We start from the raw sequence: 22,951 nt of genomic DNA, 5'->3' as shown, positions 1-22,951 counted from the left end.
ATGAACCCGTCGCGCCCATTCATCGAGCGGCCGGTAGCGACCTCGCTGCTGATGCTGGCGATCCTGCTCGCCGGTCTGGTCGCACTGAAGGTACTGCCGATCTCGGCCCTGCCTGAAGTCGACTATCCGACCATCCAGGTCACCACGCTGTACCCGGGTGCGAGCCCCGACGTCATCACGTCGACCATCACCGCGCCGCTGGAGCGCCAGTTCGGCCAGATGCCGGGACTGGTGCAGATGTCCTCGCAGAATTCGGCGGGCGCGTCGGTCATCACCCTGCAATTCGATCTCGACCTCTCGCTCGACGTTGCCGAGCAAGAGGTGCAGGCCGCCATCAACGCGGGCGGCAACCTGCTACCCACCGATCTGCCCAGTCCGCCGATCTACAGCAAGGTCAATCCCGCCGACGCGCCGATCATGGCGCTGGCGATCACCTCGCGCACCATGCCCTTGCCGCGCGTGGAGGACATGGTCGATACCCGCATCGCGCAGAAGATCTCGCAGGTGCCGGGGGTCGGCCTCGTTACTTTGTCAGGCGGACAGCGTCCGGCTGTGCGCGTGCAGGTGAATCCGCGCGCGCTGGCCTCGGCCAGCCTGTCGCTGGAAGATGTGCGCACCGCCATCACCAACGCCAACGCCAAGGCTGCCAAGGGCAACTTCGATGGCCCACAGCGCTCGTCGGCCATCGACGCCAACGACCAGTTGCGCGAAGCGTCCGAATACAACAGCCTCGTGCTCGCCTATCGCAACGGTGCGGCCATCCGCCTGTCGGACGTCGCCAGCGTCGTCGAGTCGGCCGAGAACACGCGGCTCGCCGCGTGGGCCGACAAGACGCCGGGCATCATCCTCAACGTGCAGCGCCAGCCGGGCGCCAACGTCATCCAGACCGTCGACCGCATCAAAGAACTGCTGCCGCAATTGCGCGACGCGCTGCCGTCATCGGTCGACGTGACCGTGCTGACCGATCGCACCACCACCATCCGCGCTTCGATCGAAGACGTGGGATTCGAACTGGCGCTCGCCATCGCATTGGTGGTGATGGTGATCTTCCTCTTCCTGCGCAACCTCGCCGCAACGGTCATCCCGGCGGTGGCGGTGCCGCTGTCGCTGATCGGCACGTTTGGCGTGATGTACCTGACGGGTTTTTCGGTCAACAACCTGACGCTCATGGCGCTGACCATTGCCACCGGTTTCGTGGTGGACGATGCGATCGTCATGATCGAAAACGTCGCCCGCTATCTCGAAGATGGCGATACGCCCCTGCAGGCGGCGCTGAAGGGTTCGAAGCAGATCGGCTTTACGATCATCTCGTTGACCATTTCGCTCATCGCCGTGCTCATTCCGCTGCTGTTCATGGGCGACGTGGTTGGCCGCCTGTTCCGCGAATTCGCCATCACGCTGGCGGTGTCGATCCTGATTTCCGCCGTGGTGTCGCTCACGCTCACGCCCATGATGTGCGCGCGCCTGCTGCGCCACGTGCCCGAAGAAAAGCAGGGGCGCTTCTATCACGCCAGCGGTCGATTCTTCGATGCCGTCATCGCGCGTTATGGACGCATGCTGCAATGGGTGCTCGACCATCAACCGCTCACGCTGCTGGTGGCCGTCGGCACGCTGGTGCTGACGGTGCTGCTCTATGTGTGGGTGCCGAAGGGTTTCTTCCCGGTGCAGGATACGGGCGTCATCCAGGGCATCGTCGATGCGCCGCAGTCGGTATCGTTCGACGCCATGGCCGAACGTCAGCAGGCGCTGGCCGCGCTGGTGCTGAAAGACCCGGACGTGGAAAGCCTGTCATCGTTCATCGGTGCCGATGGCAGCAACTCGGCACTCAACAGCGGGCGACTGCTCATCAACCTCAAGCCCCTGTCGGAGCGCAGCGCGCGCGCCGACGAAATCGCCAAGCGCATCCAGGCGAGTGCGCAGAAGCTGCCCGGCATGTCGCTTTACCTGCAACCGGTGCAGGACCTGACCATCGAAGACCGCGTCAGCCGCACGCAATATCAATTCACTTTGCAGACGGCCGACCCGGACGTACTCAATGAGTGGACGCCGCGCCTGGTCGAGCGCTTGCAAACACTGCCATCGCTGCATGACGTGACGAGCGATCTGCAGAACGGCGGCCTGCAGGCTTACATCAACATCGACCGCGATGCCGCCGCGCGCCTGGGCGTGTCCGTCGCCGCCATCGACAACGCGCTCTACAACGCCTTCGGCCAGCGCATGGTGTCGACCATCTTCACGCAATCGAACCAGTACCGCGTGGTGCTCGAAGTCGCGCCGGAGTTCCAGAAAGGCATGGCCGCGCTCAACGAGCTGTACGTGCCGGGCTCGGTGGTGCAGCCGGCAACGCTCGCCAACGGGCAGGTGAACAATTCGCGCAGCAGCACCGTGCAGGTTCCGCTGTCTGCCGTGGCGCACGTCGTGGAGCGCACCGGTCCGCTCGTCATCAACCACATCGGCCAATTGCCGGCGGCTACCGTGTCGTTCAACGTCGCGCCCGGCGCATCGCTTGGCGAAGCGGTCGCGGCGATCCGCCAGGCCGAGCAGGAACTGGGCCTGCCGGTGGCGATCAAGACCAGCTTCCAGGGCGCGGCGCTGGCGTTCCAGGCTTCGCTCTCCAACGAGCTGTGGTTGATCCTCGCCGCCATCGTCACGATGTACATCGTGCTCGGCGTGCTCTACGAGAGCTATATCCATCCGATCACCATCCTGTCGACGCTGCCTTCGGCCGGCGTCGGCGCGCTGCTCGCCTTGATGATGGCGCGCTCCGAGCTGTCGGTGATCGCCATCATCGGCATCATCCTGCTGATCGGCATCGTCAAGAAGAACGCCATCATGATGATCGACTTCGCGCTCGAAGCCGAACGCGAAGAAGGCAAGACCCCGCGCGAGGCGATCTACCAGGCGTGCCTGCTGCGCTTCCGTCCGATTCTCATGACCACCATGGCGGCCCTGTTGGGCGCACTGCCCCTGATGATCGGCACCGGCATGGGGTCCGAACTGCGTCATCCGCTCGGCATCACCATGGTCGGCGGCTTGATCTTCAGCCAGGTGCTGACGCTGTTCACCACGCCTGTGATCTACCTTGCGTTCGATCGGCTGGCGCACTGGCGTCGTCGCCGCAGCGCGCCAGCCCAGCCGGGCGCGCAACTGGCCTGACGCGATGAACCTTTCGGCGCTCTTCATCCATCGCCCCGTCGCCACCACGCTGCTCACGCTGGGCATCGTGCTGGCCGGCATAGCAGGTTTTGCGTTGCTGCCGGTGTCGCCGTTGCCGCAGGTGGACTTTCCCACCATCTCGGTGAACGCCTCGCTGCCGGGGGCCAGCCCCGAGACGATGGCGGCTACCGTGGCCACGCCGCTGGAACGCACGCTGGGCCGCATCGCCGGCGTGACGGAAATGACCTCGACCAGCGCGCTGGGCTCGGCCCGCATCGTGTTGCAGTTCGATCTGTCGCGCGACATCAATGGCGCGGCGCGCGACGTGCAGGCCGCCATCAACGCCGCGCGCGCCAACCTGCCGACCATGCCGCGCAATCCGACGTACCGGAAGGTGAACCCTGCCGATGCGCCCATCATGATCCTGGCGCTGACGTCCGACTCGGCCACGCAAGGGCAGTTGTACGACCGCGCGTCGACCTTCCTTGCGCAAGAGTTGCTGCACGTCGACGGCATTGGTGACGTGAGTGTGTCGGGCAGCGCATTGCCGGCCGTGCGGGTGGATCTCAACCCGCAGCAGTTGGCACGTTACGGCGTGTCGACCGAGGATGTGCGCACGGCCATTGCCAACAGCAATTCCAACCGGCCCAAGGGCGCGCTCGAAGCCGACGGCCGTCGCTGGCAGATCTACGCCAACGACCAGGCTTCCGCCGCCGCCGACTACCAGCCGCTGATCGTCGCCTACCGCAACGGTGCGGCGGTGCGCCTGTCCGACGTGGGGCGCGTGAGCGAAGGCACGCAGGACGAGCGCAATGCCGGCTCGGCCAACGGCAAGCCTTCGGTGCTGCTGGTGCTCTATCGTGAGCCGGGTGCCAACATCATCGAGACGGTCGATCGCGTCAAGGCGTTGATGCCGCGCCTCGAAGGCGAGATTCCCGCGTCGATGAACCTGCAGGTGGCGATGGATCGCTCGCCCACCATCCGCGCCTCGCTGCACGAGGTGGAGCGCTCCCTGGTGATCGCAGTGTTGCTGGTGATCGCGGTGGTGTTCGTTTTCCTGCGCAATGCGCGCGCGACGCTGATCCCGGCAGTGGCGGTGCCGGTGTCGCTGGTGGGCAGCTTCGCCGCGATGTACTTGTGCGGCTTCTCGCTCAACAACCTGTCTCTGATGGCGCTGGCGATCGCGACCGGCTTCGTCGTGGACGACGCCATCGTGGTGCTGGAAAACGCCTCGCGCCACATCGAAGAAGGCATCTCACCATTCCAGGCGGCCTTGCGAGGCGCGCGCGAAGTGGGCTTCACCGTGCTGTCGATGAGTCTGTCGTTGATCGCGGTGTTCATTCCGATCCTGTTGATGGGGGGGATTGTCGGGCGCTTGTTCCGCGAATTCGCCATCACGTTGTCGGTGGCCATCCTCATTTCGCTGGCGATTTCGCTCACCACCACGCCGATGATGTGCGCCCGCCTGCTGCGCGCCCCGGTGCCGGACGCGAAGCCTTCGCGCTGGCACGCATGGAGCGAGCGCGCGTTCACTGCGCTGCAATCGGGCTACCAGCGTTCGCTGGCGTGGACCATGAAGCACAGCTTCATCACGCTGGCCGTGCTGATCGCCACCGTGTGCCTCAACGTGTATCTGTACGCCATCGTGCCGAAGGGTTTCTTCCCGCAGCAGGATACCGGCCGCGTCAACGGCTCGATCCAGGGCGACCAGAGCATTTCGTTCCAGGCCATGCGCGTGAAGCTGGCGGACTTCATGAAGATCATCCAGGCCGACCCGGCCGTGGATAGCGTGACCGGCTTCACCGGCGGCAGCCGCACCAATAGCGGTCAGATGTTCATTCAGTTGAAGCCGCTTGCCGAACGCGGCGAGAGCGCACAGCAGGTCATCGATCGTCTGCGCGTGAAGCTCGACCGGGAGCCGGGCGCCAAGCTTTTCCTGCAGGCTGTGCAGGACATTCGCATCGGCGGCCGGCAGGCCAACGCACAGTATCAATTCACGCTGCAGGCCGACGACCTGGCGCAGTTGCGCGACTGGGAGCCGAAGATCCGCGTCGCGCTCTCCAACCTGCCGCAGCTCGAAGACGTGAATACCGACCAGCAGGAGAAAGGCCTGCAGACGACCATCACGCTCGATCGCGACGCGATGTCGCGGCTGGGCCTGACCACGCGCGCGGTCGATGCCGCACTCAACAACGCCTACGGTCAGCGTCAGGTATCGACCATCTACCGGCCGCTCAACCAGTACCGCGTGGTGATGGAGGTCGACAAGAATTTCCGCCAGGGGCCGGAGGCGCTGGACCAGCTCTTCGTGGTCAACTCGCGCGATGAGGTGGTGCCGTTCTCGGCCTTCGCGCGCTACACGCCGACCTACACTTCGCTCGGCGTGAATCACCAGGGCGGCTTCGCCGCATCGACGATTTCATTCAATCTGCCGGATGGCGTGTCGCTGTCGCAGGCGCAGGCGGCGGTGACAGACGCGCTGGCCAAGATCGGCGTGCCCAGCACCATCCACGGCAGCTTCCAGGGCACGGCCAAGGCATTCCAGGCCACGCTGGCGAGCCTGCCGTGGTTGATCCTCGCTGCCGTGCTCGCGGTCTACATCGTGCTGGGCATTTTGTACGAGAGCTACGTCCACCCGCTCACCATCATCTCGACGCTACCGTCGGCGGGCGTCGGCGCCTTGCTGGCGTTGCTGCTGTTCAAGACCGAGTTCTCCATCATCGCGCTCATCGGTGTGCTGCTGCTGATCGGCATCGTCAAGAAGAACGCCATCATGATGATCGACTTCGCGCTCGACGCCGAACGCCGCGAAGGGCTCGATTCGCGCTCGGCAATCCTCAAGGCCTGCTCGCTGCGCTTCCGCCCGATCATGATGACGACGCTGGCCGCCGTCTTCGGCGCAGTGCCGCTGGCCATCGGTGCCGGCGACGGCGCCGAGCTGCGCCGCCCGCTGGGCATCGCCATCATCGGTGGCCTGATGCTCTCGCAATTGCTCACGCTCTACACCACGCCGGTGGTCTATCTCTATCTCGACCGCTTCCGCCTGTGGTGCGGTCGCGCCTGGCAACGCACGCGCACCAGACAGCGCGTTTCGGACTCGCCCGTATGACTCCAACACTGCGTATTTCGATTCCCTTGATTGCCGCGCTGCTGTCGGCATGCACCGTCGGCCCCGACTATGTGAGGCCCGACGCACCGATATCGGCCAGCTACAAGGAAGACCCCAACTGGAAGCTTGCCGAACCCAGCGATACGGCACCGCGCGGCGCGTGGTGGGAGGTCTATGGCGACCCCGTGCTGAACGGACTTGCCGCACAGGTCGCGCCGGCCAATCAGAATGTCGCGGTCGCGCTGGCGCAATACCGGCAGGCGCAGGCGGCGGTGGCTTCGGCCGAATCGGCCTACTCACCGACAGTGGCCATCGATGGCTCGATGCAACGCTCGCGGACGACGGGGAGCAGCAGCAAGGCCGCATCCCTCGGCAACAGCGACAAGCTCAGCGTGCTCGACGCGAGCTGGGTGCCTGACCTGTGGGGGCAGGTTGCGCGCAGCGTGGAATCGAGCGACGCCACGGCGCAATCGAATGCCGGGACGCTTGCTTCGGTACGCCTCGCCGCCGAGGCTCAGCTCGTCCAGACGTATTTCCAGCTACGCGTGACGGACGAATTCCGCACGCTGCAGACGAACACCGTCGAAGGGTATGAGCGTTCGCTGCAACTGACGCAGAACCAGCGTGCCGCCGGTATCGTGAGTTCGGCCGACGTCGCACAGGCGCAGACGCAACTGGAGTCGGCGCGCGCCAGCCTGATCGATCTCGACGTGTCGCGCACGCAGTACGAGCATGCCATCGCCATTCTCATCGGCAAGGCGCCCGCCAATTTTTCGCTCGCCCGCGCGCCGCTGGTCGTGAAGCTGCCCGCGATTCCGGCGCAACTTCCGTCGCAACTGCTCGAACGTCGTCCCGACATCGCAGCGGCCGAGCGCAAAGTGGCTGCCGCCAACGCGCAGATCGGCGTGGCGCAGGCGGCGTACTACCCCAAGCTCACGCTCAGTGCGACGGGCGGTTTCGTCGGCAGCGAACTGGCCAACTGGATCAGCCTGCCCAACCGCGTGTGGGCCATTGGCGGCGCGCTGGCCGAGACGCTGATCGATGGTGGCGCGCGCAGCGCTCGCGTGGATCAGGCGCGGGCGGCCTACGACGCATCGGTGGCCCAGTATCGGCAGACGGTGCTGGGCGGCTTGCAGGAGGTCGAGGACAATCTCGCCGCGCTGCGCATCTACGCGCAGGAATACCAGGTCCAGCAACGCGCCGTGGCCGCCGCGCGCGAGGCCGAGCGCATCACGCTCAACCAGTATCGCGCCGGCATGATCACCTACGTGAACGTGGTGGTGGCGCAGGCCGCCACCAACAGCAACGAGCGCGCGGCCTACCAGCTACTGGGGCGGCAGTACACGGCCAGCATTACGCTCATCAAGGCGCTGGGCGGCGGTTGGGGCGGGCTGCCGCAGGAGTTGCAGCAACTGGGCAGCGCCAAGGGCAACTGATAGGCCCTGTTGTCGCTGCTACACGGAGGCGGTGGAGTCGCGCAGCACCAGCGAGGTGCCGATGGAGATGCGCGAGATATGCTTCTGCGGATTGGCGGCGCGGTCGATCAGCGAGTCCACGGCCAATTGCCCGAGCAGCGTGAGGTCGGAATGCAGAGTGGTCAGGGCCGGGATGCAGTAGGCGCTGACCGACAGATCATCGAAACCGATGACGGATGCATCGCCCGGCACCGAAAAGCCCCGCACGGTGAGTTTCTGCATCACGTTGATGGCGACCTCGTCAGCGACGGCGAAGAAGGCCGTGCTCCTGAGCTTGCCGGAGGCGTCGATCTGCGAATCGAGGATGCTGTCGTCGAGCGTGGCGAACACCTGCGAGCCGATGTTGACGTAGTGGCGTTCCGGATCGTACTGGATGCCCGCGTGCGCGAGTGCGGCGACGAATCCCTGGCGGCGCAGGTCCAGCGTCAGGCGCCGCTTGGTGCCGACGTGCACGATGTCGCGATGTCCCAGGTCGAGCAGGTGTTGCGTGGCCAGATAGCCACCGAGGTAGTAGTCGGGGCAGATGCTGTCGAAACGCATCATCGGATCGATGCCGTTGACGAGGATCGTCGGGCAGCCGAGCGCGGCCACGCGGTCGAGCACCGGGCGCTGGTCGACGCCGAGCAGGATCAGCGCTTCGGGCACGCCGTTCTGGAACAGGTGCATGTCCGAGATATCCGTTTGCCCGAGGGGCAACATCAGCATGTTGACCTCGATGGTGATCCCGCGCCGACGGCCGGTTTCGATCATCGATTTGACGACGTTCTCGTAGAACGTACCGCCGTAGGTGCCGACGCTGTATGTGATGACGGTGATCGAGCGGACGAGGTTCTCAGCCGGCTTCATCGTCGGCCAGCGCGTGAAGCCCAGCTCGCTCACCGCCTGGCGGACCTTTTCGCGATTCTCTTCGCTGACCCCTTCGCGGCCGTTCAGCACCTTCGAGATGGTGCCGATCGACAAGCCTGTCGCTTGCGCGATGTGTCGCAACCTCAGGGTTTCGGCCGGTTTACTGGGTGAGCTCGCCATTCACTGTCTCTCTGTCCTCTTTCGATGTGCCCAAAAGCAGACGGCTATTCTTCCTCAAGCTGATCGGTTTATCAAAAACGCGCGCCGGGGGATGCCGTCACCGACGGCATCCAGTGCATCCCGTTACCAGAAGAACTGTGTGTGCCCCTGCGAGCGCATCAGCGCTTCCATGAAGTAGTAGTCGCCGTAAGGCAGCATGTTGTCGTGCACGCCGGACCGCACGTGCGCGGCGCCGTGCGCGAGCATGCCCTGCGCCTTCGGGTCGCGCGTCAGGTCACAGGTTTCCAGCAGGCCGTCGAGCAGGCGGTCGGCGAAGGCGGTCCAGCGGCGGCGATCTTCGTCGGCGCTCACCGAGGCGAGGATGTACAGGCCGGCGCCGGTGATGGCGCCCGCCGAACTGTCGCGCCACGGCTTGGCATCGGCCGGCAGATAGAAATCCCACGCCGGTACCTTGTCCTGCCCCATGCTCTGTTCGAACTTCGCGGCCAGACGTTCGGCTGTCTGCTTGTAGAGCGGGTTGCCGGTGTAGAGGTAGCTCTGCGCGAAGCCGTGGATCATCCAGGCCTGCCCGCGCGACCAGAACGATTCATCGGCGTGGCCCTGGTGGGTTTCGCCCTGTCGCGGCTCGCCCGAGGCCGGATCGAAGACGAAGGTGTGGTACGAGCTGCCGTCTTCGCGGACCAGGTGGCGCATCGAAGTCATTGCATGCGCATCGGCGATCTCGCGATACGCGGCCGTTCCTGTTTCGATGCTCGCCCAGTACAGCAGCGCCAGGTTCTGCAGCGTGTCGGCGATGATGCGTCCGGCCGTGAAACGCGAACCCTGAGGGTTGCCGGGCTTCGGGTTCCAGGCACGGATGTAATTGCCGGAGGCGTCGAAGCGGCGGCTGAGTACATCCGCCGCTTTCAGTGCGAGTTCGCGCGCGGCCTCGTTGCCGGTCATCCTCCAGTCCGCCACGCAACTGAGCGAGAACTGGAATCCCAGGTCGTGATCGCAGGCGAGCGGTGTAGCGAGGATGTGGCGGAAAGCCTGCCGGCGCGCCTGGGCGGCCACGACGAATGCCGGGTCGCCGCTCAGTTGCGCCGCCAGCCAGTACTGGCCGGCCTGAAAGCTGATCACCCAATCGAAGGGGCCGCAGTACTCCCAGGAGTTGTCGCTCCTGCCCATCTTCGGATTGCGCAGACCCACGACCGGCATCATGGCCTTGAGGCGCGCCACGCATCGTTCGAGCGCCTCCTGATGCGCCGCGACCGTGCGGGATGAAGACGTGCGGTTGAAGTAGCCGTCGGATGCCATTTGCCTCGTGTCGATCATGTCCCAGCTCCTGAAAGAGAATGCCCCCACTAGGAAAAATTCTATCAGTTAAGAAAAATATTTCAATCGACGAAAAAATAAATCTGTTTCGTTGACTTTTCCACTAGTCGTACTAGACTCTCGATCACACAAGCTGATCAATCCATAAATCACATTTATTCGTGTGGTGCATGGCAGCGGAGATGCACGAGACAAACCGGGCTTCTATCTGTGGTTCCGAAGAAGCGGGATGCGGTGGAGGAGGGCAAGAATGGGTGTGGCGTCTGCGATGGCCCCAAACCGCAAGGGGAGGTGGTCCAACGAACTGAATGGATACAGCCTGCTGGCGGTATGGCTGGTGGGCTTCTTCGTTTTCACGTTCGGGCCGACGATCGCCTCGATCTATCTGTCGTTCACCGACTACGACCTGGTCAACGCGCCGTACTGGGTCGGGATGGAGAACTACGTTCGGATCGCCACGGACGACCCGAAATTCCGCGAATCGCTGCACGTTACCTTCATGTACGTGGCCATGTCGGTGCCGCTCAAGCTCTTGATGGCGCTGGCCGTTGCTATGGCGCTCAACAAGGGCCTCAAGGGGCTCACGCTCTACCGCGCGATCTTCTATCTGCCTTCGCTGCTCGGCGGCAGCGTCGCCATCGCCATCCTGTGGCAACAGTTCTTTTCCACGGACGGCATCATGACCTACCTGATGCGCTACCTCGGCTACGAGGGGCCCGGGTGGATCTCCACACCCGATCACGCCTTGCACACGCTGGTCATCCTGAGCGTGTGGCAGTTCGGCTCGCCGATGATCATCTTCCTCGCCGGGCTGCGCCAGATTCCGCGCGACATGTACGAAGCGGCCAGCATCGATGGCGCGAGCCGCGTGCGGCAATTCTTCCGCATCACGCTGCCGCTGCTCACGCCAGTGATGTTCTTCAACGTGGTCATGCAGACCATCGACGCCTTCAAGGCATTCACGCCCGCATTCATCGTCAGCAATGGCACGGGCGGTCCGGTGAACAGCACGCTGTTCTACACGCTGTATCTGTACCAGGAAGCCTTCGCCTTCCTGAGAATGGGCAACGCGTCGGCGCTGGCGGTGATTCTCGTCATCATCATCGCCGTGTTCACCGCGATTGCATTCGCCACGTCGAAACTGTGGGTGCACTACGATGACTGACGCAACGGTGGCCGCGACCCCGGCATTGCCCATGCGGGGCGAAAACGACGAGGTGCAGAAGAGCAGTCTTTTCAGGAGCGCGCTGCTGCACGCCGTCCTGATCGCGCTCTCCTTCATCATGCTGTATCCGCTGCTGTGGATGTTCGCCAGTTCGTTCCGCACCAACGGCGAGATCTACAACAATCTGTCGATCATTCCCGAGACGCTCAACCCGCGAAACTACATCGCCGGCTGGAACGCGCTGAAGGTGTCGTTCGGCACCTTCGCCTGGAACTCGCTCATCATCGCGGTGCTGACCGTCATCGGCAACGTGATGTCGTGCTCGCTGACGGCTTTTGCCTTCACCCGGCTGAACTATCGCGGCCGGCACTTCTGGTTCGCCATCATGCTCGGCACGCTGATGATGCCGCAGCACGCCGTGCTGATTCCGCAGTACGTGATGTTCCTGAAGATGGGCTGGATCGACACCTACCTGCCGCTGATCGTGCCCAAGTTCTTTGCGTGCGACGCGTTCTTCATCTTCCTGATGGTGCAGTTCTTCCGCCAGATTCCGCGCGAACTGGACGAAGCCGCTGTCATGGACGGCTGCGGACCGTGGCGCATCTACTTCCGGATCATCCTGCCCTTGTCGACGCCGGTGCTGGCCACGGCCGCGATCTTCTCGTTCATCTGGAGCTGGGGCGATTTCTTCGGCCCGTTGGTGTTCCTGAACGAAACCAAGTCGTACACCGTGCAACTCGGCTTGCGTTCCTTCGTCGATTCGACAGCCATATCGGACTGGGTCGGCCTGTTCGCCATGTCATGCCTGGCACTGCTGCCGGTGTTCTTCGTGTTCCTGTTCTTCCAGCGGCTGCTGATCGAAGGGATCGCGACGACGGGTATGAAGCGATAACTCAGAGGTAAAGATGGCCAAGCTTGTTCTGGACAATGTATTCAAGCGATTCGACTCCACGGAGATCATCCATGGCGTCAGTTTCGACATCAAACCCGGTGAGTTCGTGGTGTTCGTCGGCCCGTCGGGCTGCGGCAAGTCCACGCTGCTGCGGATGATCGCCGGCCTGGAGACCGTATCGGCGGGCAACATCTACCTGGACGACGAACGCGTCAACGACGTGCCGCCCGCCAAGCGCGGCATCGCCATGGTGTTCCAGTCGTACGCGCTGTACCCGCACATGACGGTGTACGGCAATCTCGCCTTCGGGCTGGAAACCATGCGCGCGCCCAAGGCCGAGATCGAGCAGCGCGTGGCCAAGGCGGCCAAGATCCTGCAGATCGAACCGCTGCTCAAGCGCAAGCCCAAGCAGCTCTCGGGCGGGCAGCGGCAGCGCGTGGCCATCGGCCGCGCCATCGTGCGCGAGCCACGCGTATTCCTCTTCGACGAACCGCTCTCCAACCTCGACGCCGAACTGCGCGTGCAGATGCGCGTCGAAATCGCCGCGCTCCATAAAGAGCTGGGCACGACGATGATCTACGTGACACACGATCAGGTCGAAGCGATGACCCTGGCCGACCGCATCGTCGTATTGCGCGCCGGCGTGGTCGAGCAGATCGGCTCGCCGCTGGAGCTCTACAACACGCCGCAGAACAAGTTCGTCGCCGGCTTCATCGGCAGCCCGAAGATGAATTTCCTCGACGTCTCGGTCGTCCAGTCGAACACCGGCATGACGACCTTCAACCTGGCAGGCACGGCCGTGACGTTGCCGGTCGAAGCCGCCGTCAGCGCGCCGGGCATGGCCATCGGCGTGCGTCCCGAGCACATCGTCGCGGGCAGTGCCGGCGTGTCGTTGGGGCACATGACGGTCAATCACGTCGAACAGCTCGGCGGCAACGCGTTCGTCTACGGCCAGCTCTCCGACGGGCAGGCGCTGACCCTGTCGCTGGAAGGGCAGCAGAACATCCATTCTGGCCAACAGATCCCCATCGGCATCGACCCGGCGCTGTGCCATGTCTTCGATGCAGAAGGAAGAACCCTGCCAAGGCGCAAGACCGATCCGGCGCACGATGCGGCACCGGCATCAGCCGAAGTGCTTTCGGGTTGATGTGCGGCTTCGGCGCGGCAGGCAGCAGCAGGTAACGAGTGTCACAACACCAGGAGTGCTCACGGGCAGGAGACTTGAAATGACCACACGACGCGATGTGCTGAAAATGGGTTTGCTCACGGGCGCGGGCGCGCTATGCAGTCCGCTGAGCGCATGGGCCGCCGACATCAACATGCGCATGTTCTATTGGGGCGCGCCGGATCGCGTCAAGCGCACCGACGCGGTCGACGCGCTCTTCAACAAGACGCATCCGGGTATCGTCGTGGCCTCCAGCGCTTCGGCCGATCACTGGGCCAAGCTCAACACGTCGATGGCCGGCGGCAACATGCCGGACATCGTGCAGCTCGAACCCAACACGCTGCCGGACTATGCACGGCGCCGCGCGCTGATCTCGCTGGATGACTACATCGCCAAGGGCGTCATCCGTACGGCCGACCTCGACAAGGGCGTGCTCGACCTGTGCAAGGTCGACGGCAAGATGGCCGGCATGGCGCTGGGCCTGAACTCCTTCGCGATGATTTACGACAAGGCCGCCTACGCCAAGGCCGGCATCCCCGAGCCCAAGTACGGGCTGACGTGGGACGAATTCGCGCGGCAGGCGGTGGAAATCACCAAGGCTTCAGGCAAGAACCGCTACTGGGGCGCGCCGTACCTGGCACGCGCCAACTACATCCTGGTGGCATGGCTGGCGCAACGCGGCAAGAACTTCTTCACCGAAGACCAGCAGCTCGGCTTCAATGTGGACGACGTGCGCGAGTTCTACACCTACTGGGACAAGCTGCTGAAGGCGGGTGGTTGCACGCCGGGCGATCTTTCCGCCAAGAACATGCTCAATCCCGATTCGAGCGAGATGAACTCGCGCAACTGTTCGTGCGCGCTGCTGTTCTCCAGCCAGCTCACCGCCTTCCACTCGCTGCTGCCGGACGTGAAGCTCGGCATCGCTCCGCTGCCCGTGACGCAACCCAACGGGCCTTCGGGTCTGTTCTATCGCCCGGCGCTGAGCCTGGCCATCAGCAAGGACGCAAAGAACCCGGAAGCCGCTGCCAAGTACATCGACTACTTCGTCAATGACATGGACGCCGGCAAGGTGCTCGAAGTCGAGCGTGGCATTCCGCCCAACGTGAAGGTGCGCGCCGAGGTCTACAAGCAACTCAACGAGTACGAAAAGATGTCGGTGGACTTCATCAACACCATCCAGCCGATCGTCATGAAGTACCCACCGGCATCGCCCGCGGGCGCCATCGAGATCGACGTCGGCGTCATGCGTCCGATCGGCGAGCAGCTCGCCTACGGCAAGCTGAATGTGGCCGACGCGGCCAAGAAGATGGTGGACGATTCCACGCGCGTGCTGCGTCGCGCATCGGGCAAGGCCTAGGCACCGCCATTTGCGCCGGTGCGGACCGCATTGGTTTGCACCGGCAGCAGTAAAGCTCACTTCGCCGCCCTTGCCTGCCGGCAGGGGCGCGCGTCCATGCATCGTCCAGCGAGACCCTGCGCCGCATATTCCGGGGAGTCCCCATGCACTATTCGCCACCTGCCTTCAATCCCATGGCCGGCAATCCGCTCACGACGCGCGACGACGTCGTCCGCGCCATCCGCGACCTGTACCTGCCGTTGATGCCGTACTACTCGCCCGGTGGCGCGCGCGTGCGGCTCGACATGGCCGGCGCCACGTTCGACCGGAGCGCGGCCGACCTGGAAGGTTACGCGCGGCCGTTGTGGGGACTGGTGCCGCTGCAGGTCGGCGGCGGTGCGGACTTCGTCGACTGGGAGCTCTTCCGGCGCGGGCTCGCCAACGGCACCGATCCGCAGAGCCCGGAATACTGGGGCACGCCGCAGAATCGCCAGCAGCCGCTGGTCGAACTCGCCGCCATCGGCTTCGCGCTGGCGCTGATCCCGGACGTGCTGTGGGCGCCGCAATCCGCAGCGGCGAAGAAGAACATCGCCGCTTTTTTGAACACGGCGTACGGCTTGTACTTTGGCGAGAACAACTGGATGTTCTTCCGCGTGATGATCGGGCTCGGGCTGGAAGCCATCGGCGAGACGCCCGACCCCGAATTGCGTGAGGGATACCTCGACAAGCTCGACGCGCTGTATCTGGCCGACGGCTGGTACAGCGATGGGCCGGTGCGGCACGCCGATCACTACGTTCCCTTCGCCATCCACTTCTACGGGCTCATCTACGCCAGGCTCGGCCACGACGACGCGCGTCGTGCGCAGATACAGGAACGGGCCAAAGCGTTCGCGCAGCAGTTCGTCCACTGGTTCGCCGATGACGGCGCCGTGCTGCCGTTCGGTCGCAGCCTGACCTATCGCTTTGCCTGCTGCGGATTCTGGTCGGCGCTGGCGTTCGCCGATTGTCCGGCGCTGCCGTGGGGCCAGATCAAGGGCCTCGTGCTGCGCCACCTGCGCTGGTGGTCGAAGCAGCCCATCGCGCATCGCGACGGCGTGCTGTCGATCGGCTATGGCTACCCGAACCTGCACATGTGCGAACCGTATAACTCAGCGTGCTCGCCGTACTGGGCCTTCAAGGCCTTCGCTTTCATGGCGCTGCCGAAGGGCCATCCATTCTGGACGGCGAAAGAAGAACCTTTGTCGCCTTGCGCGCAGACTGCCACGCAAGTGCAGCCGGGCTTCGTCCTGTTCAATCCGCCGGGGGATGCCATCGCGCTGGCTGGCGGGCAGGAGGACCACCGTCACTGGCTGCGCATCGCCCCCGAGAAGTACAGCAAGTTTGCGTATTCCGCGCGCTACGGCTTCAGCGTCGAAACCGACTTCCGCCAGTTCGACCATGGCAGCTTCGACAACATGCTGGCGTTCAGCCGCGACGGTCTGCACTTTGATGTGCGCGAAGGGAATGAAGAGGTCAAGATCGCCGACAACCTGATCTACGCGCGGTGGAATGCCAATGCGGACATCACGGTCGAGACCTGGTCGCTGGTGCTGTACCCGTGGCACCTGCGCGTGCACCGCATCCAGTCGAAAGTGGCGTGCCAGATCATCGAAGGCGGCTTCGCGTTGCCGCGCCCCGACGGCGGGCCGGGAGGCGAGGTCGAAGAAGTGGCGGGCGCTGCCAGCCTGTGCATGCCGGGCGACTTTTCCGGTATCCGCGATCTGGCCTCGACGGTGGAGCGCAAGGGACGCCTGCTGGATGCGCTGCCCAACGCCAACCTCATGTGCGCAAGATCGTCGGTTCCGCAACTGACAGGGCGGATCGAGGCGGGCGAAACGGTGCTGGCCTCGGCGATCCTTGCCTTGGCCGACCCGGCGGCCGCCCAACAGGCGTGGCTCAAACCCTGCGCGCGGCCTTCCATCGAAGAGCTGGAAGCCATCATCCGCGCCCACGGCAAGACAGTGGGCACGATGACGCGGCAGAACGCCTGAGGGCTACACAAAAAAACGGGCGCCGATGAGGCGCCCGTTTTCTTATGCCTTGAACGCCGGCAGGCGCTTGGGCAGCATCTCGAAGCGCCAATCGGCCATCAGCGGCAGGCCGTTGATGAACGGCGGCAGCGCTTCGCCCTGGATCAGCGGGAAGAAATACTCGCGGCCGGCTTCGGTCAGGCGATAGCCCGATTCGTCCAGGTACTCGCGCGGCATCTTCTTTTCGGTGTTGGCGACCTGTTCCAGCGGCGCCGGCTCGATCTTCCACGCGTAGGGCCTGGAAGAAGTGCGCACGATGGCGGGCATTACGCCGCCCTTGCCGGCCAGCGCCAGGTCGACCGCTTCGCGGCCCACGGCCACGGCTTGTTCCAGGTCGACCTGCGAGGCCAGGTGGCGCGCCGCGCGTTGGAGGAAGTCGGGCACCGCCCAGTGCACCTTGAAGCCGGCTCTGTTCTTGACCAGATCGGCCAGCACCACGGCGACACCGCCGAGCTGCGCGTGGCCGAAGGCATCGGTCGTGCCGCTGTCGGCCACGAACTTGCCGTCGGCGTAGTGGATGCCTTCGGAAGCCACGATCGAGCAGTAGCCATACTCGGCCACCATCTTCTGCACGTCGGCGACAAAGCGCTCCGTGTCGAAGGCGATTTCCGGCACCAGGATGATGTGCGGCGGCAGGCGGCGCTCATGCGAGGCCAGTCCGGCGGCTGCGGCCAGCCAGCCCGCGTGGCGGCCCATCACTTCCATGATGAACACCTTGGTCGAAGTCGGCGCCATGGCCGAGACATCGAGGCCGGTTTCCTGAATCGACGTCGCCAGGTACTTGGCGACCGAGCCGAAGCCGGGCGAGCAGTCGGTGACGGGCAGGTCGTTGTCGATGGTCTTGGGCACATGCACGGCCACCAGATCGAGGCCACGCTCGCGTGCCAGTTGCGACACTTTCAGGCAGGTGTCGGCCGAATCGCCGCCACCGTTGTAGAAGAAGTAACCGATGTCGTATTCGGCAAACAGCGCCACCAGGCGGTCGAATTCTTCTTCGCGCTTGAGCTTGTGGCGGCAGGAGCCGAATGCGCCGCCGGGCGACACCGGCAGGGCTGCGCGCTGCGCCGGCGTCAGGCTGGCGGCGTCGATGAGCACTTCGTTGAGCGCGCCGACGATCCCATGGTGGGCCAGATAGAGCTTGCCGATGGCGTCGGGGCGGGCGAGCGCCGCTTCGATGACGCCGCTGGCGGAGGCGTTGATGACGGGGGTGACGCCACCGGATTGGGCGTAGAGCGCGTTTCTTGGCATGTGCTGTTCTCGGCAATAAATGGGGCCACATCGCAAGTCGTATGCCCGGCGGGCGGCGGCCTGCGTCTTCAAGGGTGTGGATGATTACCTCATTGCCGCCAGATGACAATTGTTCGAGGCCAAGCGGTTGCCAACGAAATGCCCGAATCGCCCTTCAGTACAGGCTTTCCCGGGCGTCGGCGGCTATGCGCCGACCACCCGCAGGCCGGTCGTGGAATCGAACCAGTGCAGGCGATGGGGCGGCAGGCGCAGATGCAGGCGCTCGCCGAAGGCCGGTGCGCCATCGTCCGGGTCCGTAGCGCGTACGACCAGGGTATGGCTGCCGAAGCGCGTATGGATCAGTTGTTCGCCACCCAGGGGTTCGACCAGTTGCACGTCGACGGGCAAGCCATCGGCGGCAGGTTCGAGGTGTTCCGGCCGTACGCCGAGCGTGAGCGCCCGGCCGGCCAGGTCCGGGCGCGGCGTGGGGAGCGGGATGCGCAGGTCGACGCACTCCAGGTGCGCGCCATCGTTGCTGACCTGGCCGGGGATAAGGTTCATCGGCGGCGAGCCGATGAAGGCGGCGACAAACGTGCTCGCGGGTTCGCGGTATACCTCCATCGGCGTGCCAATCTGTTCCACGCGGCCGGCATTCATGACCACCATGCGGTGGGCCAGCGTCATCGCCTCGACCTGATCGTGCGTGACGAACAGGCTGGTCGTGCCCAGCGTGCGATGGAGCTTCTGGATTTCCAGCCGCATCTGCACACGCAGCTTGGCGTCGAGATTCGACAGCGGCTCATCGAACAGGAAAGCCTTGGGCTCGCGCACGATGGCGCGCCCCATCGCCACCCGCTGGCGCTGCCCGCCCGACAACTGCGCCGGGCGGCGCGCGAGCAGCGATTCCAGCTCGAGGATGTGCGCCGCTGCGCTCACGCGCGTGCGGATGTCTTCGCGCGACATGCCGCGGATCTTCAATCCGTAGGCCATGTTGTCGAACACGCTCATGTGCGGATAGAGCGCGTAGTTCTGGAACACCATGGCGATGTCGCGATCCTTCGGTTCGAGCCTGTTCACCACGTGGCCGTCGATGAGAATCTCTCCGCCTGTGATTGCTTCGAGCCCGGCGACCATGCGCAACAGGCTCGACTTGCCGCAGCCCGACGGCCCGACGATGACGACGAACTCGCCATCGTGGACGTGCATGTCGATGCCGTGGATCACGGCGTTGTCGCCGTAGGCCTTGCGGACCTGCCTGAATTCGAGAGTCGCCATATCGTCGTGGTCAGAGTCGGCAGCGGCGTGCCGTCATTTTTCGGTGTCCACCAGCCCCTTCACGAACCACCGCTGCATCGCCAGCACCACCACCGCCGGCGGCAGCATGGCGAGGATTGCGGTCGCCATCACGAGGTTCCAGTCGGTGGCCGCATCGCCCGCGCCGGAAATCATCCGCTTGATGCCGATGACAACGGTGTACATGTCCTCGCGCGTGGTCACGAGAAGCGGCCACAGGTATTGATTCCATCCGTAGATGAAGAGGATCACGAACAGCGCAGCGATGTTCGTGCGCGACAGCGGCAGCACCACGTCGCGGAAGAATCGTAGCGGTCCGGCGCCATCGATGCGCGCCGCTTCGGCCAGCTCGTCCGGAATCGTCATGAAGAACTGGCGGAACAGAAAGGTCGCCGTGGCCGACGCCACCAGCGGTAACGTGAGGCCTGCGTAAGTGTCGAGCAGTTGCAGTCGCGCCATCACCTCGTAGGTGGGCGAAATGCGCACCTCCACCGGCAGCATGAGCGTGACGAAGATCATCCAGAAGCACAGTTGCCGGCCCGGAAAGCGGAAGTACACCACCGCGAAAGCGGACAGCAACGAGATGGCGATCTTGCCCAACGCGATGGCGAGCGCCATCACCAGGCTATTGAACAGCATCGGCCCGACCGGCGACTTGGCGGCGGTGACGCTGCCCGCCGTGAGCACCTGCCGGTAGTTCTCGAAGAAATGCGAACCGGGCAGCAGCGAAATCGGCACGCGCATGACTTCGTCCGCGCTTTGCGTACTCGCGGCAAAAGCTACCCACAGCGGCAACGCGACGACTGCGACGCCGACGATGAGCATCAGGTGGCTGAACACGGTGAGCCAGGGACGATTCTCGATCATCAGTACTGCACCTTGCGTTCGATGAACCGGAACTGCACAACGGTGAGCGCGATGACGATCACCATCAGCACCACCGACTGCGCGGCCGACGAGCCCGCGTCGCCACCCCGGAAGCCGTCGTAGAACGCCTTGTAGACCAGGATCTTCGTCGCCTGCGCCGGGCCGCCGCTGGTGGTGGCATCGATGATGGCGAAAGTATCGAAGAAGGCGTAGACGAGATTCACCACCAGCAGGAAGAACGTCGTCGGCATCAGCAGCGGAAAGACGATGTCGCGAAAGCGCTTCCATGGACCGGCGCCGTCGATCGCCGCCGCCTCGATGAGCGAGCGCGGAATCGACTGCAGGCCGGCAAGAAAGAACAGGAAGTTGTAGCTGATCTGCTTCCACACCGCCGCCAGCACCACCAGCGTCATCGCATCGGTGGCGTCGAGATGGTGATCCCAATGCACGCCGGCGCGTCGCAGCCATACCGCCAGCACGCCCATGCCGGGCGCAAACAGAAATGACCACAGCACGCCGACCACGGCGGGCGCGACGGCATACGGCAGGATGAGCAGCGTCTGATACGCCTGAGCGCCGCGCGCGACGCGGTTGCACAGTGTGGCCAGCAACAGCGAAATGCTCAGCCCCAGCACTGTGACGAGCGAAGAGAACACCGCCGTCGTGCCGAACGAGGCGAGGTACAGCGGATCGTTGAAGAGATCAGAGAAATTGACCAGCCCGGCAAAGCGCACCGAATCGCCGAAGGTGTCCTGGATCAGCACCGACTGATACAGTGCCTGCACCGCCGGCCAGAAGAAGAACACCACGGTCACCGCCAGTTGCGGTACGAGCAGTGCGTACGGGAGCCAGGGCGAGCGGAAGAGGACGCGTTTTTCCATCAGGAGAGGGGCGGGCCGTACTGCTTGCCCACCCTCTGTGTGTCGTGATTACTTGTTTGCGCGAGAGAATTTGTCCAATTCGGCATTGCCGCGCTGTACAGCGGCATCCAGACCTTGTTGCGCAGTCTTCTGCCCGTTCCAGACCGATTCGAGTTCTTCGTCGACGATGTTACGGATCTGCACGAAGTTGCCCAGGCGCACGCCGCGCGAGTTGGTGGTGGTCTTCGTGATCATCTGCTTGACCGCCACGTCCGTGCCTGGGTTCTGTTCATAGAAACCGCTCTTGCGCGTCAGCTCGTAGGCCGCCAGCGTGAGCGGCAGGTAGCCGGTCTGCTGGTGCCATTCGGCCTGCACTTCGGGCCGCGACAGGAAGGTGAAGAACTTCGCCACGCCCTTGTATTCGGGCGCGCTCTTGCCGCCCATCACCCACAGGCTGGCGCCGCCGATGACAGTGTTCTGCGGTGCGCCCGGCACATCCGGGTAGTAGGGCAGGGGGGCGACGCCGAACTCGAACTTGGCGTTGCGCTTGATGTTGCCGAGCGCGGCGGACGAAGACGTCAGCATGGCGCATTCGCCGCTGTAGAACTTGGCTTCCGGCTCGTTCTTGCGGCCGGCATACGTGAACAGCCCTTGCTTGAGCCAGTTCTGCATGTTGCCGATATGGCGCACGTGCAGCGGCGAATTGAACATCAAGCGCGGGTTGGAGCCATCGAGGCCATTGCCTTGCGTGGCGAACGGTACGTTATGCCAGGTCGAGAAGCTCTCGAGCTGCACCCACGATTGCCAGCCCGTGGTGTAGGCACACGTGCTGCCAGAGATCTTGAGCTTGGCCGCTGCCGACGTCAGCTCGGTCCACGTTGCCGGCGGCTTGGCCGGATCGAGGCCCGCCTTGCGGAAGGCGTCCTTGTTGTAGAAGAAGACCGTGGTCGAACTGTTGAACGGCAGCGACAGCATCTTGCCGTTGCGGTCGGTGTAGTAGCCGGCGACCGCGGGCACGTAGGCCTTGGCGTCGAACGGCTCGCCGGCTTCGCTCATCAGTTGGTACACCGGCTTGATCGCCTTGCCGGCCGACATCATGGTGGCGGTGCCGACTTCGAAGACCTGCAGGATGTGCGGGGCGTTGCCGGCGCGGTACGCGGCGATGGCCGCCGCCATCGACTCGTCATAGGCGCCCTTGAATACGGGCACCACGCGATAGTCGCGCTGGCTGGAGTTGAATTGCGTTGCGAGCGCATTGACGCGGTCGCCCAGCGCGCCGGTCATCGAATGCCACCACTGGATTTCCACCACGGCCTGCGCGGCACCCGCCGCCACCAGACCCAACGCCGCAAGCGCGGCGCGCATGCAGTACTTGTTCATGTTCTCTCTCCCCGGCCGGGTAAATCGAGCACACTGAAGCATGTTTGTTGCGCGGGCATGACGAAGGCAACCCGCGAAGCACGGATGGCTGGATGTGGCTGAGCCGGGGCTGACGTTAATGCAAGTGGCGTGAGGGGGGCATCAGGGTTTACGGGAGGCGAGGTGTCGCCTTTCTTTCCAAAAACCCTTTCTTGCTTGCCTGGTTCGTTGTTTGTGCGCTGGCGGGGAGTTCGTCTTTGTCACCTCCAGACCGGCAGGGGCGGTCGTCGCGGTAGGGAGGTAGGACGGAAGAGCCAAGCGTTATCCGCCATGTATGACCTGTGTGGGCAGCAACAGAAGCCCTTTCTTGCTTTGAGCTTTGCTGTGCGAACTTGGCCTCGATTGCGTGATTACGTTGGCCGGGAGTTCGCCCCGGCGGGCGAGTAACTTCTTTGTTATCGACAAAGAAGTCACCAAGAAAGCGACCCCTACATCGCCGCCAGCCTGCGGCTGGTCCCCTGCGCTACTCGTCAAGTCAGGCGGGTGCGGAACTCGTCGCTGCGCTCCTCAGACAGTCCTCGCCGACGGCTTCGCCGCAACCTGACTTGCCTGCGTTGCTCGGCGGCTCAAAAGGGGCC

At 64.2% G+C, this 22,951-nt stretch carries 15 protein-coding genes; 8 read left to right on the top strand and 7 right to left on the bottom strand.

Annotated elements, in window-relative coordinates; genetic code table 11:
- Genes ACDA63_RS16985 through ACDA63_RS16975 form a run of 3 tightly spaced genes read left to right on the top strand, consistent with a single transcriptional unit; the run spans position 1 to position 7,701 of the window.
- Complete coding sequence (locus ACDA63_RS16985) at positions 1 to 3,156, top strand: MdtB/MuxB family multidrug efflux RND transporter permease subunit (RefSeq protein ID WP_373664470.1); 3,156 nt, start codon at positions 1 to 3, stop codon at positions 3,154 to 3,156.
- Positions 3,083 to 6,265, top strand: a complete 3,183-nt coding sequence (locus tag ACDA63_RS16980) for a multidrug efflux RND transporter permease subunit (RefSeq protein WP_373664469.1) — start codon at positions 3,083 to 3,085, stop codon at positions 6,263 to 6,265. Before ACDA63_RS16985 ends, ACDA63_RS16980 begins: the two co-directional genes overlap by 74 nt.
- A complete protein-coding gene (locus ACDA63_RS16975; RefSeq protein WP_373664468.1) occupies positions 6,262 to 7,701 on the top strand; it encodes an efflux transporter outer membrane subunit in 1,440 nt (479 codons plus the stop codon). The genes ACDA63_RS16980 and ACDA63_RS16975 overlap by 4 nt, the downstream gene beginning before the upstream one ends.
- 18 nt (positions 7,702 to 7,719) lie before the next feature.
- Here the strand turns inward: ACDA63_RS16975 and ACDA63_RS16970 are convergent, their stop codons facing one another.
- Both ACDA63_RS16970 and ACDA63_RS16965 read right to left on the bottom strand, forming a co-directional pair.
- Positions 7,720 to 8,766 carry a LacI family DNA-binding transcriptional regulator gene (locus tag ACDA63_RS16970; protein WP_373664467.1) on the bottom strand — a complete coding sequence of 349 codons (1,047 nt, stop codon included), beginning with the start codon at positions 8,764 to 8,766 and terminating at the stop codon, positions 7,720 to 7,722.
- Positions 8,767 to 8,889: 123 nt separating this feature from the next.
- Positions 8,890 to 10,080: a glycoside hydrolase family 88 protein gene (locus tag ACDA63_RS16965; protein WP_373664466.1), complete on the bottom strand. Its 1,191-nt coding sequence runs from the start codon at positions 10,078 to 10,080 to the stop codon at positions 8,890 to 8,892.
- A gap of 268 nt (positions 10,081 to 10,348) precedes the next feature.
- Between ACDA63_RS16965 and ACDA63_RS16960 the strand changes: the two genes are divergently transcribed.
- The 5 genes from ACDA63_RS16960 (at position 10,349) to ACDA63_RS16940 (ending at position 16,668) form a co-directional block, all read left to right on the top strand.
- Positions 10,349 to 11,245, top strand: a complete 897-nt coding sequence (locus tag ACDA63_RS16960; protein WP_373664465.1) for a carbohydrate ABC transporter permease — start codon at positions 10,349 to 10,351, stop codon at positions 11,243 to 11,245.
- Positions 11,238 to 12,137, top strand: coding sequence for a carbohydrate ABC transporter permease (locus ACDA63_RS16955; protein WP_373664464.1), 900 nt, complete (start codon positions 11,238 to 11,240; stop codon positions 12,135 to 12,137). The genes ACDA63_RS16960 and ACDA63_RS16955 overlap by 8 nt, the downstream gene beginning before the upstream one ends.
- Before the next feature lie 13 nt (positions 12,138 to 12,150).
- Entirely contained in the window at positions 12,151 to 13,284 is a 1,134-nt protein-coding gene (locus ACDA63_RS16950) for an ABC transporter ATP-binding protein (RefSeq protein ID WP_373664463.1), read from the top strand.
- A gap of 79 nt (positions 13,285 to 13,363) precedes the next feature.
- Positions 13,364 to 14,659 carry an ABC transporter substrate-binding protein gene (locus ACDA63_RS16945; RefSeq protein ID WP_373664462.1) on the top strand — a complete coding sequence of 432 codons (1,296 nt, stop codon included), beginning with the start codon at positions 13,364 to 13,366 and terminating at the stop codon, positions 14,657 to 14,659.
- A 143-nt stretch (positions 14,660 to 14,802) separates the two neighbouring features.
- Positions 14,803 to 16,668 carry a DUF2264 domain-containing protein gene (locus ACDA63_RS16940; protein ID WP_373664461.1) on the top strand — a complete coding sequence of 622 codons (1,866 nt, stop codon included), beginning with the start codon at positions 14,803 to 14,805 and terminating at the stop codon, positions 16,666 to 16,668.
- Positions 16,669 to 16,710: 42 nt separating this feature from the next.
- Here ACDA63_RS16940 and ACDA63_RS16935 read toward each other — a convergent pair whose 3' ends face one another.
- The 5 genes from ACDA63_RS16935 to ugpB form a co-directional block, all read right to left on the bottom strand.
- Positions 16,711 to 17,955, bottom strand: a complete 1,245-nt coding sequence (locus tag ACDA63_RS16935; RefSeq protein ID WP_373664460.1) for a 6-phosphofructokinase — start codon at positions 17,953 to 17,955, stop codon at positions 16,711 to 16,713.
- A gap of 183 nt (positions 17,956 to 18,138) precedes the next feature.
- Positions 18,139 to 19,209, bottom strand: coding sequence for a sn-glycerol-3-phosphate import ATP-binding protein UgpC (locus ACDA63_RS16930; RefSeq protein WP_373664459.1), 1,071 nt, complete (start codon positions 19,207 to 19,209; stop codon positions 18,139 to 18,141).
- Between the two features lie 33 nt (positions 19,210 to 19,242).
- A complete protein-coding gene (ugpE, locus tag ACDA63_RS16925; protein WP_373664458.1) occupies positions 19,243 to 20,094 on the bottom strand; it encodes a sn-glycerol-3-phosphate ABC transporter permease UgpE in 852 nt (283 codons plus the stop codon).
- Positions 20,094 to 20,975, bottom strand: coding sequence for a sn-glycerol-3-phosphate ABC transporter permease UgpA (ugpA, locus tag ACDA63_RS16920; protein ID WP_373664457.1), 882 nt, complete (start codon positions 20,973 to 20,975; stop codon positions 20,094 to 20,096). Before ugpA ends, ugpE begins: the two co-directional genes overlap by 1 nt.
- A 48-nt stretch (positions 20,976 to 21,023) precedes the next feature.
- Entirely contained in the window at positions 21,024 to 22,334 is a 1,311-nt protein-coding gene (ugpB, locus tag ACDA63_RS16915) for a sn-glycerol-3-phosphate ABC transporter substrate-binding protein UgpB (protein WP_373664456.1), read from the bottom strand.
- Between the last annotated feature and the right edge of the window lie 617 nt (positions 22,335 to 22,951).

Source organism: Uliginosibacterium sp. sgz301328 (assembly GCF_041807905.1).
Taxonomy (GTDB): Bacteria; Pseudomonadota; Gammaproteobacteria; order Burkholderiales; family Rhodocyclaceae; genus JBGVSA01.
The sequence above is the reverse complement of the archived record's forward strand: the minus strand, read 5'-3'. Positions and strand labels throughout refer to the sequence as shown.

Coding starts and splice junctions, on each gene's coding strand:
- ACDA63_RS16985 (WP_373664470.1), top strand. CDS start 1: ATGAACCCGTCGCGCCCATTCATCGAGCGGCCGGTAGCGACCTCGCTG.
- ACDA63_RS16975 (WP_373664468.1), top strand. CDS start 6,262: ATGACTCCAACACTGCGTATTTCGATTCCCTTGATTGCCGCGCTGCTG.
- ACDA63_RS16970 (WP_373664467.1), bottom strand. CDS start 8,766: ATGGCGAGCTCACCCAGTAAACCGGCCGAAACCCTGAGGTTGCGACAC.
- ACDA63_RS16965 (WP_373664466.1), bottom strand. CDS start 10,080: ATGATCGACACGAGGCAAATGGCATCCGACGGCTACTTCAACCGCACG.
- ACDA63_RS16960 (WP_373664465.1), top strand. CDS start 10,349: ATGGCCCCAAACCGCAAGGGGAGGTGGTCCAACGAACTGAATGGATAC.
- ACDA63_RS16955 (WP_373664464.1), top strand. CDS start 11,238: ATGACTGACGCAACGGTGGCCGCGACCCCGGCATTGCCCATGCGGGGC.
- ACDA63_RS16950 (WP_373664463.1), top strand. CDS start 12,151: ATGGCCAAGCTTGTTCTGGACAATGTATTCAAGCGATTCGACTCCACG.
- ACDA63_RS16945 (WP_373664462.1), top strand. CDS start 13,364: ATGACCACACGACGCGATGTGCTGAAAATGGGTTTGCTCACGGGCGCG.
- ACDA63_RS16940 (WP_373664461.1), top strand. CDS start 14,803: ATGCACTATTCGCCACCTGCCTTCAATCCCATGGCCGGCAATCCGCTC.
- ACDA63_RS16935 (WP_373664460.1), bottom strand. CDS start 17,955: ATGCCAAGAAACGCGCTCTACGCCCAATCCGGTGGCGTCACCCCCGTC.
- ACDA63_RS16930 (WP_373664459.1), bottom strand. CDS start 19,209: ATGGCGACTCTCGAATTCAGGCAGGTCCGCAAGGCCTACGGCGACAAC.
- ugpE (WP_373664458.1), bottom strand. CDS start 20,094: ATGATCGAGAATCGTCCCTGGCTCACCGTGTTCAGCCACCTGATGCTC.
- ugpA (WP_373664457.1), bottom strand. CDS start 20,975: ATGGAAAAACGCGTCCTCTTCCGCTCGCCCTGGCTCCCGTACGCACTG.
- ugpB (WP_373664456.1), bottom strand. CDS start 22,334: ATGAACAAGTACTGCATGCGCGCCGCGCTTGCGGCGTTGGGTCTGGTG.